Consider the following 16,216-nt stretch of genomic DNA (forward strand, 5'->3'; position numbering starts at 1 on the left):
GGGGCTTCAGCCCCGCCCTTCTCTCCGAATTCCGACATGACCGAAATGGGGTGGATTCCTGCCCGTCCGGTTCTGAGCGGTGGAGTCGGAAAAGCGGCCATTCAGGTGGCCGCCCCACTTCGACCGCAACGCGCCCCAACGCCGGTCGTCCACACCGTTCGCCTTCAAACCTAATAGCAGTCAGACTTCTTCTTGACCCGGCACGTCCAGAACGCCCTTTGGCCCTCGTCGGGAATTACAGGCTGAAAACTGAATGGGCAGTATCACTCGCCGCCGCTCGCGTCACGCGAACACAAAGCTCGGCGCGTTCGTGGTTCAGACCCAAGACTTCCGCAGTTGATACGGATAAACATAGGGTTCGCCGACGATCAGCAGACGGATTGGCTCAACAGCCAACACACAGGTGAAAACTTTGGAGCTCCCCGAGACGAAGCTGCGACGGTCGATAGGGCCGTTTCAGCTCACGCTCTACGGCCTCGGTAGCATGCTCGGCTCCGGCATCTATGGCCTGATCGGACAGGCCGCCGGGCTGGCAGGCAATACAGTCTGGCTGGCCTTCCTGGTGGCCATGGTTGCGGCGTTGCTGACGGCGCTGTCCTATGCGTCGCTTGGGTCGCGCTATCCGCGAGCGGGTGGTGCCGCCTTCGTCACCGAGCGTGCCTTCGGCATGCCGCTCCTGAGCTTCGTCGTCGGCCTCTCTGTCGTCGCCTCCGGGCTGACGTCCATCGCGACCCAATCGCAGGTCTTTGCCGTCAATCTCGCCTCGGTCACCGGAATGGCGATGCTGCCGATCTGGGCGATCGCAATCGGATTCCTGCTCGTCCTGACCGGGCTGGTGCTGCGAGGCATTCGTGAGGCGATGTGGGTGAACGTCACCTGCACGCTGATCGAGGCGGCGGGGCTTCTCTTGGTGATCGCGGTCGGCATTCCTTACTGGGGCTCGGTCGATCTGCTGGAGACCCCGGGGCTGCCCGGCAACGACGTCCTGATCGTGCTGGTCTTCCAGGGCGCGGTGCTGACCTTCTTCGCCTTTATCGGGTTCGAGGACATCCTCAACGTCGCCGAGGAATGCCGCGATCCGCAGCGCACGATTCCCGTGGCGCTGGTAAGCGCGATGGTCGTGGGCGCCTCGATCTATGTGGCTGTCGCCATCTCGGCCATCTCGGTCGTGCCGTGGCAGGAACTCGCGGAAGCTCCGGGCCCTCTGACCGAAGTCATGCGCAGGGCCGCACCCGCCATCCCGGTTGCTGTGTTCGCTGGCATCACCCTTTTCGCCGTCGCGAACACGGCGCTCGTCAATTACGTCACCAGTTCGCGCATGATCTATGGCATGGCGCGGCAGGGCCTTCTTCCCGCCGCCCTGGGCAAGGTTCAGTCCCGGACACAGACACCCTATCTGGCAACGCTCGCTCTCCTTGTGCTGCTTCTCCCCCTGGCGTTCTTCGGCAGCATCGCCCAGCTCGCGTCGGCTTCGGTGCTGATGCTGCTTGTGGTGTTCGCGATCGTCAACGGCGCGCTCGTGGTCCTACAGGGCCGGGTCAGCGAGGCGAAGGGTAAGTTCGAGGTGCCGCGTTGGGTGCCTGCGCTGGGAACGATCATCTGTCTCGTCCTGATTTCGGTCAGGCTGACCAGCAGCGACTGGCAGGCGCCCGCGCTCGCCGGAACGATGCTGGTGGGCATGCTTGCACTCTATGCCGCCCAGACAGGTCTGGCGGCGCGCCGGACATGAGTGTCCATCTTCTGCGCTTCAAGCGTAGTGACTGCCGAGAGGAAACCGGACGGCTTCTCCATCCTTCAGGGCCACGATCTCTCCCTCGCCGAGCGGCTCCCAGATGTCATCGCTCAGCGGCACGCTGGCGACGAGGGTGACGAAATGATCCTGGCCCTCGATCGATATGCCGGGTGCCATGCCGTCACGGGAATCCCGCGAGCAGTATCGGCGCAGCAATACCAGTCCTGGAGGCCCGACTTTTCGGGTGCTTCCGTTCTTGCGGCGGTCGCCTTGAGTGAAAAGGGTGTCGCCGTCCGAGTAGAGAAAGTTCGCGGGACCCATCACCCTCAGTTCCGCCGCGCACGAAGCGAGCACCGCCATGCGTAACTCCAGTGAGGGAACTTCCCCAGGCACGGTCCAGACGGAACGCATTCGATCAAGCAGGCCGCAAAAGGCCAGTTCCGCATCCGTTTCTCCGACGGGGCAAAAGGACTTCGACTGGAAATCCTAGTCGGCGAGAATCCCCTGCAGCCAGCCGTTGTGCGCGAACAGGTGGTCCGAACCCGACAGCTCCCGGATGAAGGGCTGGGTAATCCGATAGGCACCGTCGCCCATCGTCGCCTTGCGGATGTGGGAAACGACGATCCGACTGCTCAGATCGTGATCCGCGACGATCCGGACCCAGTCGCTGAGGAAGCGCCAGAACAATGCGGCAGAGGCGGCAAATTCCGCCAGGTCATCAGGGCAATCCAGGCTCCGCACTTTGTAGCTGTAGACTATGCGGCTCTCCCGATCGGTCGGCGGCTGCATCAGCTATTCGGATTTGTCTTCCAGCCCACGCCGCAAGCGCCTGATGATTGTCGAACGAGATCGTTCGTCGGCGGCGGCGTTGACCTCCTGAGTGATATCGATGAGGAGCTTGGAGAGGTCGTTGTGCCAGTCGAGTCGCGCAACTTTGTCGGGTTTAAGCCGACGAGGCTTGTTGACGTCGATCTGCTGGGCCGCCTCGGGGCCAAGCTCATAGGCATCGTCGATGAGCGGCAGGATGAGCCGGTTGTACCCCAGAGAGGATGAAAGCCGGTCGCGCAACCCATCGAGCCCGGCTTCTTCGCCGTGGGTGAGGAACATCGATCGGCGCACCGGGAAGCGCTTCTTCACCCAGGACACGAGTTCTGGCGCGTCAGCATGGCCGGAATAGAAGTCGAACTGTTCAATGCGCGCCTTGACGTCGACCTCTTCACCCTGGATGCGGACCCGCGAGGCGCCGTCGAGCAGAATGCGCCCGAGTGAGCCTTGCGCCTGAAAGCCCGCCATCATGATCGTAGCGTTGTGTCGCCAGAGGTTCGCCTTGAGATGATGGCGGATACGGCCAGCATCGCACATGCCGCTGGCAGCGATCACGATGAAGAAGCCGGAGAGCCGATTGATGGCCTTGCTTTGCTCAACGGTCTCAGTGAAGCGAATGGAGTCGGACCGCAGCGCGGCAAGCAATTCGTGTCCACCATCTATCTCGGCAGCATGACGCTCGAAGACAGCGCTGGCTCGGGTTGCCAAGGGCGAGTCGACGAAGATTGGTCCGGACGGTGTCGAGCCATCACGTGCAAGCAGGAAAAGGTCCACAAGCAGTTCCTGGGTGCGCTCCACCGCGAAGGAGGGGATGACGAGCGGACCTCTCTGCTCGGCCGCGCGCCTGACTTCCTCGCCCAACTTCGCTCGGCGGCCTTCGCGGGAAACCTCTGACCGGTCACGATCGCCATATGTGGCCTCACAGATGAGGTAGTCCACGCCGATCGGCCCATCCGGCTCGGCCTGCAGCAACTTCTGACCGGGCCCGATGTCGCCGGAGAAAAGCAACCGCAGCTGCCCTTCCTGTGTGCCGGTATCGATCTCGATCTCAACCGAGGCCGACCCGAGCAGATGTCCGGCATTCCAGTAGCGTGCGCGCATTCCGGTCGCGACAGTTGTCCATTCGCCATATTGCACCGGCCGGAATTGGCGCATGCACGCGGTAACGTCCGACATCGTATAGATCGGCGTAATCTGTGGGCGGCCCCGCTGCGCGTTGCGGCGGTTGAGGTGCTCGACTTCCATCTCCTGGATGTGCGCTGAATCCGGCAGCATGACGGAGCAAAGATCGACTGTCGGCAACGTCGCGTAGATCGGCCCCGCGAATCCGTGCTTGATCAGCTTCGGAAGGAGACCGCTGTGGTCGATGTGTGCGTGGGTGAGGAGGACGGCATCGATCGCGTCTGGTCTGAATGGAAAATCGCCGTAGTTCAGCTCCTTCTCGGATTTTGAACCCTGGAACATGCCGCAGTCGACGAGAACGCGACACTGTCCGGTTTCGATCTCGTAACACGAGCCGGTAACGCCGTGGGCGGCACCGTGAAAACGTAGAACCGGGCGCATGAACCCTTCCCAATGTCTGAAGCCGAGAGGGCCTGTCGCCATCCCTCGAAAGGCTTTCGCATGAGCCGCGTCTCGGTCAGCTCGAAGCCCACTGAACTCCATGCTAGCCTAGCACGAAAGAGTTGCCCGGCAATCACGGGCTTGGCCCAAGGGATCTGTCCGCAGTGTTGAAGCTGAAGCGCATCGGGATCGACACGCAAAACGAGAGCATCGCTTATGTCGACAGGCACTGCCAGCTGTTCAGACCCGACCAGCACCGAGCTCTGAAAAAGGTCAGCATCACCGGGGAAGGAGGACGCGAAGTTCTCGCATCGCTCGCCATTGCCGACGACGAAGGTATCGTTGCTGATGACGAACTCGGGCTCTCGGAGCAGGGTTTCTCAAGCCTCGGCCTTCCGGAAGGTTCTCCCGTCACGATCGCACCCGCAGTGCCTCCCCGCAGCCTCGAAAGCGTTCGCTCGAAGATCAGGGGCGCCACGCTTTCCTCGGACGACATCCGCAACATCGTCGTCGATATAGCCCATCACAGATACAGCGAAATGGATCTCGCAGCCTTTCTGATCGGATCGGCGAGTTTCATGACCACAGACGAGCTATTGGCACTCACAGAAGCGATGATCGCGGTCGGCAGGAAGCTGGAATGGCGTCAGCCGATGGTCGTCGACAAGCACTGCATCGGTGGGATTCCTGGCAATCGTACCTCAATGATCATCGTCCCGATCGTGTCGGCCTACGGCCTCACGATCCCCAAGACATCATCGCGGTCCATCACATCTCCGGCGGGCACAGCCGATACGATGGAGGTGCTTGCGCGCGTCAACCTGTCGGTAGATGAAATGCGCCATGTCGTGAACGAGTGTGGTGGCTGCATCGTCTGGGGTGGCAACGTGAACCTCTCGCCAGCCGATGACATCATGATCTCGGTGCAGCGCCCGCTGGGGATCGACACGCGTGAGCAGATGGTGGCTTCCATCCTGTCAAAGAAGGTGGCGGCAGGATCTACGCATCTTGTGGTGGATATTCCTGTTGGACAGTCCGCAAAGGTCCGCGGGATGGAAGATGCGGTGCGCCTGAGAAAACTGTTCGAATTTGTCGGTGACCGGCTCGGACTGCACATCGATGTCGCCGTCACTCCGGCCGCCGAACCAATCGGGCGGGGCATCGGGCCTGTGCTGGAAGCGCGTGACGTCATGGCCGTGTTGCGGTGTGAGGCGGACGCGCCTTCGGACCTTCGCGAAAAGTCCCTGCAGCTGTCCGCGCGCATCATCGAACTGGATCCGGCGTGCCGCGGCGGAACCGGTTATGCACGTGCCAGGGAATTGCTGGACTCAGGCTCCGCCTTGCGTTCGATGGAAAGAATAATGAGGTTGCAGGGCCCCCCGTCCATGACCTTCAATCTCGGCGAGCTGACCCATGAGGTGAATGCGAAAGTCAGCGGGAAGGTCCGAGACATGGATTGCTACCGATTGGCACGGATCGCCCGGTTGGCGGGCGCTCCACTCGATCGCGGCGCCGGCATCGATCTTCTTAGGAAGACAGGCGAAGTCGTAGAGGCAGGCGAAGTCGTCTATCGGATTCATGCGGCCCACGCAGGAGACCTGGCGTTGGCAACCGAAGCTGCCGAACGCAATGTCGGCTTTGCGGTGGCACCCGCCAGTTTGCCCTGATGCCCGTCTGGTCCACCGTCCACGCCTTCGGCGATCATGAAGAACCTGCGCGGCGGCTCGCGGAAGCACTCGGCTCGGATTTCAGGAGGATTGAACTGCGGCGGTTTCCGGACGGCGAAAGCCTGGTACGGATAGCGCCGGAGACGGGAGCAGCGGTCATCTATTGCAGTCTCGATCATCCGAATGATCGGCTGGTTGACCTTCTGCTCGCATCGTCCGCCTTACGGGACTCGGGCGTCCGGTCCATCGTGCTCGTAGCACCGTATCTCTGCTACATGCGCCAGGACGTGGCCTTCCAACTGGGCGAGGCAGTCAGCCAGAGGGTTGTTGCCGGACTTCTGTCAGATGCATTCGAAGGGCTGGTCACCGTCGACCCGCATCTGCATCGGACGCACGACCTGAACAGTGTCTTCAGCATACCTGTTACGCAGTTGAGCGCCGCGCTCCTTCTGGGTCGCGCGATCACCGCCAACAATGCCGGGAAGGACGCTGTCCTCGTCGGGCCTGACTGGGAATCCCGACAATGGGTCGAGACTGCCGCGAAAGCATCGGCACTTGATGTTCTCGTCGGCAGGAAGGTGCGCCGCGGCGATCGCGATGTCGCCATCGAGATTGCCGGGTTGGATCGCGTCAAGGGACGGACGGCAGTCATCGTCGATGACGTTGTATCGTCGGGGTCGACCGTCTGCGCCGCCACCCGTCATCTTCTGGATGCGGGAGCAGATCGCGTTGAACTGTTCGCAACGCACATGCTGAGCTCCGGAACAGACACTGCAGCGCTACATACTGCTGGGGTCTCCCGAATCGTCTCGACCGACAGCGTGCGCCACGCCACGAACAAGATCCACCTCGCACCCCTCCTAGCTGAGGCGCTGCGTATGGGAATCGAATGACCCATAACCCTTCGGGCTTTGCGCCATGGGCTTCGCAAGCGTCGAGCTGGAGGATGCCGCTGCTGACCCGAGTGAGACGATCTCTGGAGAGCGTGGCACGTAGATCAAGCCCAACCCGTTGCGGCCCTACCTGCAACGAAATTCGCCGCCTTGCTAAGCCTCGGACGGAACAGCGGTCAACGATGGGACCCACTCAGTTTGATACGCGCCTCAAAGCCATCGATATGGCCGGGGCGCGGTGAAGAGAGGTCGAGCCTGGTACCAATCCGCTCGGCGATTGTCGCCACTATCGATAGTCCGATCCCGCTTCCCCGGCCGATACTGCCGTTTCGCTCGAAACGCCTGGTGAGCAATTCCAGTCTTTCCGGAGATACGAGCGGCCCCCCGTTCGCGACCGAGAGTTCTCCACTCGCTGACAGCGAAACCTCGACCGCAGAATTCTTGCCGCCATGCTGAAGCGCGTTGTCGATGAGGTTGCGGCAAAGGATTCCGACCGTATCGGGGTCAATCGGCGACAGGACCGACGTGTCAGGAAGTGCCAGAACGATGCGTTCCTGCTGTCCGCTACGGTTCATGTCGTGCACGACCACGGACACCGCATCGCGCAGGTCACTGTCGGCGTCCAGCGTCAGCCGCCCACCTTCCGCCCGGGCCAGCTGCATCAGCCGTTCGGATCGCGCGGTGAGGCGCTTCAGCGCGGCCTCGATGTCGGAGGCGCGCTGCGCTGTTTGGGGTTCCGCGGTCTCCTTGCGGATGCGCTGCGCCTGGGCGATGGCTCCGGCAAGCGGGGTGCGCAGTTCGTGGGCGGTATTTGCCGCGAGGCTCCTCTCGGCGTCGAAGGCCGACCGTAGCCGTGCGAGCAAAGCATTCATGGTCTCGGCCAGTGGCGCGACTTCGCTCGGCAGGTCTTCGGCGGAGACAGCGGCGAGGTCCTTCTCGCTGCGGGTCTCCAGCTGTTCGCGAAACCTGCGCAGGGGCCGCGTGCCCTGTCGTACCGCGAGGATGATCGCGCCGAAGGCCGCTGGTATGACGAGGAGCACCGGGAGCCCCAGCACCATCTGCATCTCGCGAATGACAGAAGTTTGGTTGGACACCGGCTGCGCGACGGTGATGACGACGGTGCCCTGCAAAGCCTCTTCGCTGTAGAGGCGATGCCGCGCGGTGCGCCGGAAACCCGGACCGTCATAGGGCGGGAAGGCGGAAAGATCTGCCGCGTGGGATTGCAGCAGAACCGCGCCGCTTTCGTTCCGCACCACATAGGTGAACAGCTCCTCGTGGCTGCGGATTGCCGCCAGCCGCTGGCTGGCCGCGTCGCCGTCCTCGCGACTGACGATGTCGAGCACCGCCAGCGGCAGCAGGCGTTGCGCCGTCTCCTGAAGCGACGAATCGAAGACCTCCTCGATCTCGTGCCGAAGTAGTACAGCGGTCGCCCATGCGGCGCCGACCCATATCGCAAGCATGACGGCGCCTAGCGTCAGCAGGAGCCTTCCCTGCAAGCTGCGCGGCAGCCTCATGCCCTTGCCAGCCGATAGCCGAGGCCGCGCTCGGTCTGGATGAGATCCGGTCCAAGCTTTTTGCGCAGGCGACTCACATGAACCTCGATCGTGTTGCTCTCGATCTCGGAATCAAAATCGTAAAGCTTCTCCTCCAGCTGGGATTTCGACAGCAACTGACCGGGGCGGGTAAGGAATGCGTCCAGCAAGGCCCATTCGCGTGCCGTCAGCTGAACTGCCTTTCCTTCGCGCCGGACGCTTCGGCGGGCGATGTCGATTTCCAGCGGACCGATGCGGATGATCGGGTTGGGATTGCCGGAATACCGTCGTGCGACCGAACCGATCCGCGCGGAAAGCTCGTCCAGATCGAATGGCTTGACGAGGTAGTCGTCGGCTCCGGCCTTCAGCCCTTCGATCCGATCGGAGACTTGGTCAAGGGCCGTCAGGATGATGACCGGGGTAACGTTGCCTGCGCCGCGCAACCCCTTCAGGAAGACGATGCCACGACCGTCCGGCAGCATGAGGTCGAGAAGGACCAGATCGTGCGCCGCGCCGGCCATCGCGTCGCGAGCCGCGTCAAGGCGCGTCACCCAGTCGACCGAATGCCCGTCACCGGCGAGTTGGTCACGCACCGCCGCACCCAGCACAGAATCGTCCTCGACCAGCAGCGTACGCATCTCATGCCTTCATTCGAAATCGAACTGTATCATCATCGCTGATCCTGACGACTTGCTGAAGCAGCATGCGGCCGCGCTTCAGGAAAGCGTCAGCTTGATCTTCCAATATGAGGAAAGTCACCCCGGCTGGAGTCATGTGCCATGCGCCTCGCCCTGACAATTCTCGCGTCGCTCGTCGCCCTGCCGATTGGCAGCGCGCGGGCCGATGACGACTGCTTCATTCCGATGGCCGACTGGATGCCGCGTGAGGCGGTGGCCGCGATGGCGGCTGAGCTTGGCTGGACCGTGCGCCGGATCAAGATCGACGACGGCTGCTACGAAATCATCGGAACCGACGCCGAGGGCCGGCAGATGGAAGCGACGGTCAATCCCGCGACCCTCGAGGTGATGAAGATCGAAGCGGACGATGACGACCGTGACAACGGAGCCCACCACAAAGGGCGACGAGAAGACAGGTAGCGCGGCTTCATCAAGCCGTAACCGGATTGACCAGGCCCCGCCACCCCGGCGGGGCCTTCTGCTTTCTGGCCGCATGCTGACGGGAAGCTGAAGCAGAAAGTCCGGACGCGTCAGCGAGCGATCAGATGGAGGCTCCACAAGAGGCCAGCAGAAAAGGAGACCTGCCATGAAGAAGACCTTTGCAATCCTCGTCGCCTCGACCGCTCTGGCCATCGGCGCCGGCATTCCAGCCTGGAGCGGCATGCACCGCGCCGCGCATGCGTCGGCGAGGACCGATGATGACGGCATTCTGAAGCTCGCCAGCGATGACCGCCTTGATCGGGATCACGTAAGAAGGGCGCGCAGCGACGACGATGACCACCGCTACGGGGACGATGGCCATGACGATGACGACGACGATGACGACGATGACGACGATGACGACGATGACGACGGATACGGCCGGAGGGCATCGACCAACCCCGCGCCGGCGGGAACCGTCGCACCTCCCGCCAATGGCCTGTTCGGCAGCGACGCGGCTCCCAAGGTCAAGCTGAACTGACGGACTGATCGTGAAGCACTTCGGAGAATCATCATGAAGAAGATCCTGGCCGCACTGGTCCTGACGACCGCGCTCACGCTTCCCGGCGTGGCGCTGGCTCGTCCCGTGACCCTGACGACGACGCTGAAGAGCTACGGCGGCGACGGCGCCTACCTCGCCATCTACGTCACCGACGCCAAGGGCGCCTATGCCGGCACCTTGTGGATGGCGGGCGGCAAGGCGAAGTATTACGAGCACCTGGCCGACTGGTACCGCGCCACGGGCGGCAATGCGGCGGAAATCAACGGAATCACTGGGGCCAGCGTCGGGGCCGGGCGCACCCTGGAGATCACGCTCGACCTCGCCGACGCGTTATTCGACGCAGGCTACACGCTGCATCTCGATGCTGCCGTGGAGGACATGCGCGACAGTCCCAACGACGTCTCGGTGCCGTTGACGTCGGCGAATGCCGGGCAGGCGGTCCAAGGCCGCCGTTACGTCGCCAGCCTCGCCTACGCGATGTGAGGCTGTCATGACTCGGCTGCTCCATCGCTGGCCCGGCCTCGTCGGCCTTGCGTTGCTGGCGCTGCTTGCGCTCAGCGGCGCGGCACTCTCAATCTTCCCTGCGGCGGAGATGATTTCTTCGCCGCAGGCCGATCCGGCTGCAAGCGTCGCGGAACTCGCAACAAGGATTCAATCGGCAATTCCAGGCGTCGAGCAGATCAGGCGTTCGCCGTCTGGCCGCATCACCGCCTTCTGGTTCGACAAGGGTACCCCGGGCTCGGCGGTGATTGACCCGGAGACCGGACAAGCGGTCGGGTCGGCCGATCCGAACCAGGTCGAACGCTGGCTGACGAACCTGCACCGCTCGCTCTTCCTGGACGACACGGGACGCCTCGTTTCGGCGGCGGGCGCTGCTTCCATGCTTCTGCTGTCCGTCTCGGGAATCCTGCTGGTGGCGCGGCGCACCGGTGGCTGGCGGCGCTGGTTCTCGCCGCTGCGCGGCCCGCTTGCCGGGCGCGTCCATGTCGAACTCGCGCGTGCCGCAGTTCTGGGCCTGCTTCTTTCTTCGGCAACCGCGCTCTGGATGACAGCCTCCACCTTCAGCCTTCTTCCTGACGGGCCAGCAGCGCTGGATCAGTCCGACGCGAGCGGCAAGAAGGGCGCCGCGCTCTCCGCAATGCCGCTGCTCGCGGCTACGCCGAGCGATGACCTGCGCGAGCTCACCTTCCCGTACCCTGACGATGCAACCGACGTCTTCACCCTGAAGACCGATAGCGGAACGGGTGCCATCGACCAGGGCACCGGGCAGACGCTCGGCTGGGTCGACCTGACCGCCTGGGAGCGCGCTACGGAAACCGTCTACATGCTCCACACGGGTCGCGGCGCGTCTCTGCTTGGGCTGCTTCTGGGCGTTATGGCGCTCGCGGTGCCTGTCATGGGCATCACCGGCCTTGCCGTCTGGGCCGCCGCGCGGGGCGGCCGACCGCCGATCAAGGGCAATGCCTCGCCTTCCGGCGCGGATCTCGTTGTGCTCGTCGGCAGCGAGGGTGGCAGCACCTGGGGCTTTGCCGCGACGCTCCACGCGGCGTTGACCAAGTCCGGCAAGCGAGTTCATGTCGCGCCGATGTCCGCCTTCGCGCCCGGCAGAACCCGGGCCGCGCAAAATTACATCATGCTCGCTGCCACTTATGGGGACGGTGACGCACCGGCTTGCGCCAAGGGCTTCCTCGACCGTCTGGCCGCACTTCGGGCGGCTCCCTCGGCACCGGTCGCGGTGCTCGGCTTCGGTGACCGGAACTTCCCGCGCTTCTGCGCCTATGCCGAGGCTGTCGGTGCCGCCGCACGCGTGAAGGGATGGGAGACCATTCTGCCCTTCGACACCATCGATCGCCAGTCGCCGCAGGAGTTCGCGCGGTGGGGCCGCGCACTGGGGCAGGCTCTCGGCATCCCGCTGGAACTGGACCACCAGCCGGTCGCGCCCCGGACGACCGGATTGACGCTGGTTTCTCGCCGCGACTACGGCCAGGACGTGCAGGCGCCGACCGCGATCCTGCGCTTCGCCCTGCCGCGCCTCGGATTTCTACAACGCCTATTGGGCCGCGGCTTCGCCCGTTTCGAGGCGGGGGATCTCATCGGGATTCTCCCGCAAGGCGCCACCGTGCCGCGGTTCTATTCTCTGGCATCCGGCAGCCGCGACGGGTTCCTCGAAATCGTGGTCCGCAAACATGCCGGCGGCGTTTGCTCCAGTATGCTGACCGGGCTTCAGCCGGGCCGGTCTGTCGAAGCCTTCCTGCGGCGCAATCCGACTTTCCATCCGCCCCGCGGTCGCAAGCCGCTGATCCTGATCGGAGCCGGCACCGGGATTGGACCGCTTGCGGGCTTCGTCCGCGCCAACGATAGCTTGCGGCCCATGCATCTGTTCTTCGGGATGCGGCATCGCGACAGCGACTTCCTCTACGGGGAAGAACTGGCGCACTGGTCTTCCGAAGGTCGACTGGCGAGCCTGGCAACCGCCTGCTCGCGAGGCTCGCATCCGCGCTACATCCAGCACGTCATTGCGCGGGAAAGCGCGGCCCTTGCGGCAGCAATCGGGGCCGGAGCGCACATCATGGTCTGCGGCGGGCGCGAGATGGCTTCCGGCGTTGCAGAAACTCTTGCCGCGATCCTGGAGCCCATGGGCCTATCGCCGGCGCGGCTCAAGGCGGAGGGACGCTATGTCGAAGATGTCTACTGATCCGGTTCGTCATGCGCTGAGCGGCCCGACCATGGGAACGCGCTGGTCGGCTCTGTTCTGGGCTGAGCCCGGATTCGATGTGGCCCGGATCCGCTCCGGCTTGCAGGCTGCCGTCGATGAAGTCGATGCGCAGATGTCGATCTGGAAGACCGACAGCGCTCTCATGCTGCTGAACCGAGCCCCGATCGGCGCGGCAGTGCCGATACCCGCGATGCTCGAACAGGTCCTGCAACTCGGCGTGGCCATCGGCAAGGCATCCGGCGGTGCATTCGACATGGGCGTGGGCGACGCCGTATCTGCCTGGGGGTTCGGGCCGGGTAGCGCCTCTCAAGATTCAATCCGCGCAGCGATGTCGGCGCGCCGCGTGTCGGCAGTCGAAGCCCTCGCGTTCGGCCAGGGAACCGTGACGAAGCGTACCGCGATCATGCTCGATCTCAATGGGATCGCGAAAGGGGTCGGAGTTGATCGCCTTGCCGAATCGCTGTCGGCTTTCGGCGTCCGCGACGCTCTGGTCGGGATCGACGGCGAGATGCGTGCCATGGGCCATCGACCGGACGCGCAGCCATGGACGGTCGCCGTGGAAAAGCCCGATCCGGATCGACGTGCGCCCCATTCGGTCCTTGCTTTGACCAACTGCGCGGTGGCGACCTCTGGCGATTATCGCCACTTTGTCACCGTAGACGGACGACGGCTGTCGCATACGATCGACCCGAAGCGCGGCGCGCCGCTGCTCCAACCGCCTGCCTCGGTGACGGTTATAGCCCCATCATGCGCCGTCGCCGACGCCTGGGCGACGGCGCTGATGGTCCTCGGGCCTGCCGAAGGGAGTGCGTTGGCGCGGAAGATCGGCCTCGAAGCATTGTTCCTGCTTTGCGACGAACGCGATACGGTTCGCGCACGGGGCGTGGGCAATTCATTCGTGCATGCCGCCTAGGAGCGACTTTGGTATGGAACTTTCAGTAGGCGACAGGGTGAAGACAGCGCTTCTGGCGGTGGCGGGGGCAGGCCTTCTGGGAGGTCTCGTCCTAGCCTACGTGATGGACCGACCGGATCTTGCTGCGACTACCTGGATGATCGGAGTCATCCCCATTCTGGCTGCACTGCTGGTCGAGATCCTGCGCAGCCTTGCGCGAGGCGAAGTCGGGCTGGACATTGTCGCGGCGCTGTCGATGACGGCGGCTCTTGTGTTCGGCGAGACGCTGGCCGCCGCGGTCGTTGCCGTCATGTACTCCGGCGGCACGTTTCTCGAAAGCTTTGCCGAGGGTCGCGCGCGGCGGGAGATGCGCGATCTTCTTTCGCGCGTCCCGCGCACGGCAACACGGCACCGCGACGGCCGCCTCGAGGACGTGCCGCTCGATGAGATCGCGCCCGGAGACCGGCTCCTGATCCGGCAGGGCGACATCGTTCCCGTCGATGGCACGGTCGAGTTTCTGTCGGCGTTCCTCGACACCTCCGCGTTGACGGGCGAATCCTTGCCGATCAAGCTCACCGCTGGCGCAGAGGCGATGAGCGGCTCGACCAATGCCGGCGATGCCTTCAATCTCGTTGCCACCAGGGAGGCGCACGACAGCACCTATGCAGGCATAGTGCGCCTGGTCGAACAGGCCCAGTCATCCAAGGCTCCCATGTCTCGGCTCGCCGATCGTTGGTCGCTTGGCTTCTTGCTCGTGACCGTGGGGATCGCCTTCGCCGCGTGGTGGTTCACCAACGACCCTATCCGGGCAGTTGCGGTGCTGGTAGTCGCGACGCCATGTCCGCTGATCCTGGCGGTGCCCGTGGCGCTGGTGGCGGGCCTCTCACGCGCCGCCCACTTCGGGGTGCTCATCAAAGGCGCCGGTCCGCTTGAGGCCATGGCGCGCGCGCGCACGCTCATTCTCGACAAGACCGGCACGCTGACCGACGGCCGACCGCAGATCGTTTCGATTGACACTCATGACGGTATCGAGACGGATGAACTGCTGCGGCTTGCGGCCGCTCTCGACCAGGCAACCAAACACCCTGTAGCCCAGGCGATTGTTGCCGGAGCGCAGGAACGCGGACTGACGCTGCCCGTCCCCCAAGAGGTCAGGGAGACGCCTGGCGAAGGGCTGACCGGCATCGTCGAGGGCCGACGAGTGATCGTGGGCGGACACGGCTTCGTGGTGGGACAAGTCGATGCCGCAGCCGTCGACCATCCGGCGCTGTCGGCGGGTTCGGTGCTGGTGGCGGTCGGGATCGACGGCAAGCTCGCAGGCCACATGGTCATGGCCGATCCATTGCGCGATGGCACACATGACATGCTGTCGGGACTGCGTCGACAGGGGGTTGATCGCATTCTTCTGGCTACCGGAGATCGCCATGAGGTTGCGGAACGCGTGACCGCCGGCCTGGGGCTTGACGGCATACGCGCCGGACTTACCCCGGATCAAAAGGTTCTTCTGGTCCTCTCGGAGCGCAAGCGCGGCCCGGTGATGATGGTCGGCGACGGGGTGAATGACGCTCCCGCCCTGGCCGCAGCCGACATCGGCGTGGCCATGGGGGCGCGAGGGGCAGCCGCCTCCGCGGAAGCCGCCGATGTCGTCTTGCTGGTTGATAGAGTGGACAGGCTCGGGCCGGGCGTCGAGATCGCTCGCGGAGCCCGGCGAATCGCTCTCGAAAGCGTTGTGGCGGGCATCGGACTTTCTGTCATGGGGATGATCGCGGCCGCTTTCGGTTATCTCACGCCTGTCCAGGGGGCACTGATCCAGGAAGCCATCGACATCGCCGTTATCCTCAACGCGCTGCGTGCACTTCGAATCCAACCAGCCGAAACCGGGCCGATGCATCTGACTGACGGCGCGCTTGTAACTAGGAAAGGTATAAAGACATGAGCCGCCTTTCGCATTCGGAAGTCCACATGGTCCATCGCATCGGATGGCTGCGCGCCGCGGTGCTTGGAGCCAATGACGGTCTGGTCTCAACGTCCAGCCTCGTCGTGGGCGTGGCGGCGGCGGGGTCTGGTTCCACGGAAATCCTGATCGCGGGCTTCGCCGGTCTCGTCGCCGGGGCCATGTCCATGGCTGCGGGTGAGTACGTGTCAGTGAGTTCGCAGACCGACGCTGAGAATGCGGACCTCGCTCGCGAACGGCGGGAACTGGCGGAGACGCCGGATGCCGAACTAGAAGAGCTGACCCAGATCTATATCAAGCGCGGCCTCGATCGCGACCTCGCGGGCCAGGTTGCCGCCCAGCTTACGGCAGGTGACGCGCTGGCCGCCCATGCCCGCGACGAACTTGGCATCTCCGAGACCTTGGCCGCGCGGCCGGTCCAGGCAGCTTTGGTTTCCGCATTGACCTTCGCGGCGGGTGCCATCGTTCCTGTGCTGGTGGCAATGGCTACGCCTGCCGACCAGACCAGCATTGTCGTCGGTGCATCGACCATCGTTGCCCTGGCGATCCTTGGCGGACTGGGAGCGAACGCAGGCGGAGCCGGCATACTGCGCGGCGCGCTTCGCGTCACTTTCTGGGGCGCGCTCGCCATGGGCGTCACCGCCGCCGTCGGTGCTCTGTTCGGTGTGAGCGCGGGATGAGGTCCAAGGCCCTCCCACTTTGTCCTGCGAGGGTTCCGGGAAGTCTGCGACCTTTGCGGCGCCGTCGTTTGCCTCGCCCAGACAAGGCAATGCATTGCAACGT

General features: G+C 64.0%; 13 protein-coding genes and 1 pseudogene. 10 read left to right on the forward strand and 4 right to left on the reverse strand.

The window, feature by feature from the left end:
* Positions 1-403 precede the first annotated feature (403 nt).
* Complete coding sequence (locus HNQ95_RS18280) at positions 404-1,729, forward strand: APC family permease (RefSeq protein ID WP_312874164.1); 1,326 nt, start codon at positions 404-406, stop codon at positions 1,727-1,729.
* Between the two features lie 18 nt (positions 1,730-1,747).
* Here HNQ95_RS18280 and HNQ95_RS33720 read toward each other — a convergent pair.
* A pseudogene (locus HNQ95_RS33720) lies at positions 1,748-2,521 on the reverse strand (class II glutamine amidotransferase).
* Between the two features lie 3 nt (positions 2,522-2,524).
* Positions 2,525-4,120, reverse strand: coding sequence for an MBL fold metallo-hydrolase (locus HNQ95_RS18295; protein ID WP_182575006.1), 1,596 nt, complete (start codon positions 4,118-4,120; stop codon positions 2,525-2,527).
* 164 nt (positions 4,121-4,284) lie between these two features.
* Between HNQ95_RS18295 and HNQ95_RS18300 the strand changes: the two genes are divergently transcribed.
* Both HNQ95_RS18300 and HNQ95_RS18305 read left to right on the forward strand, forming a co-directional pair.
* Positions 4,285-5,787 (forward strand): thymidine phosphorylase family protein, encoded by a 1,503-nt coding sequence (locus HNQ95_RS18300; protein WP_182575007.1) that lies wholly within the window; start codon positions 4,285-4,287, stop codon positions 5,785-5,787.
* Complete coding sequence (locus tag HNQ95_RS18305; RefSeq protein WP_182575008.1) at positions 5,787-6,680, forward strand: ribose-phosphate diphosphokinase; 894 nt, start codon at positions 5,787-5,789, stop codon at positions 6,678-6,680. The genes HNQ95_RS18300 and HNQ95_RS18305 overlap by 1 nt, the downstream gene beginning before the upstream one ends.
* A 176-nt stretch (positions 6,681-6,856) precedes the next feature.
* Here the strand turns inward: HNQ95_RS18305 and HNQ95_RS18310 are convergent, their stop codons facing one another.
* Positions 6,857-8,194, reverse strand: coding sequence for an ATP-binding protein (locus tag HNQ95_RS18310; protein ID WP_182575009.1), 1,338 nt, complete (start codon positions 8,192-8,194; stop codon positions 6,857-6,859).
* Positions 8,191-8,850 (reverse strand): response regulator transcription factor, encoded by a 660-nt coding sequence (locus HNQ95_RS18315; protein ID WP_182575010.1) that lies wholly within the window; start codon positions 8,848-8,850, stop codon positions 8,191-8,193. Before HNQ95_RS18315 ends, HNQ95_RS18310 begins: the two co-directional genes overlap by 4 nt.
* A 141-nt stretch (positions 8,851-8,991) precedes the next feature.
* Between HNQ95_RS18315 and HNQ95_RS18320 the strand changes: the two genes are divergently transcribed.
* The 7 genes from HNQ95_RS18320 (at position 8,992) to HNQ95_RS18350 (ending at position 16,113) form a co-directional block, all read left to right on the forward strand.
* A complete protein-coding gene (locus tag HNQ95_RS18320) occupies positions 8,992-9,309 on the forward strand; it encodes a PepSY domain-containing protein (RefSeq protein WP_182575011.1) in 318 nt (105 codons plus the stop codon).
* Positions 9,310-9,475: 166 nt separating this feature from the next.
* Complete coding sequence (locus HNQ95_RS18325) at positions 9,476-9,850, forward strand: hypothetical protein (RefSeq protein WP_182575012.1); 375 nt, start codon at positions 9,476-9,478, stop codon at positions 9,848-9,850.
* Between the two features lie 33 nt (positions 9,851-9,883).
* The gene (locus tag HNQ95_RS18330; RefSeq protein WP_182575013.1) at positions 9,884-10,354 is read left to right on the forward strand and encodes a DUF2271 domain-containing protein; all 471 of its coding nucleotides are present in this window, start codon (positions 9,884-9,886) and stop codon (positions 10,352-10,354) included.
* 7 nt (positions 10,355-10,361) lie between these two features.
* Positions 10,362-12,566 (forward strand): PepSY domain-containing protein, encoded by a 2,205-nt coding sequence (locus HNQ95_RS18335; protein WP_182575014.1) that lies wholly within the window; start codon positions 10,362-10,364, stop codon positions 12,564-12,566.
* Positions 12,547-13,500 (forward strand): FAD:protein FMN transferase, encoded by a 954-nt coding sequence (locus HNQ95_RS18340; RefSeq protein ID WP_182575015.1) that lies wholly within the window; start codon positions 12,547-12,549, stop codon positions 13,498-13,500. The genes HNQ95_RS18335 and HNQ95_RS18340 overlap by 20 nt, the downstream gene beginning before the upstream one ends.
* Positions 13,501-13,513: 13 nt before the next feature.
* Positions 13,514-15,415 (forward strand): heavy metal translocating P-type ATPase, encoded by a 1,902-nt coding sequence (locus HNQ95_RS18345; RefSeq protein WP_182575035.1) that lies wholly within the window; start codon positions 13,514-13,516, stop codon positions 15,413-15,415.
* Complete coding sequence (locus HNQ95_RS18350; protein ID WP_182575016.1) at positions 15,412-16,113, forward strand: VIT1/CCC1 transporter family protein; 702 nt, start codon at positions 15,412-15,414, stop codon at positions 16,111-16,113. The genes HNQ95_RS18345 and HNQ95_RS18350 overlap by 4 nt, the downstream gene beginning before the upstream one ends.
* Positions 16,114-16,216: the final 103 nt, after the last annotated feature.

Origin of the sequence: Aminobacter ciceronei, assembly GCF_014138625.1 — a bacterium.
Taxonomy (GTDB): Bacteria; Pseudomonadota; Alphaproteobacteria; order Rhizobiales; family Rhizobiaceae; genus Aminobacter; species Aminobacter ciceronei.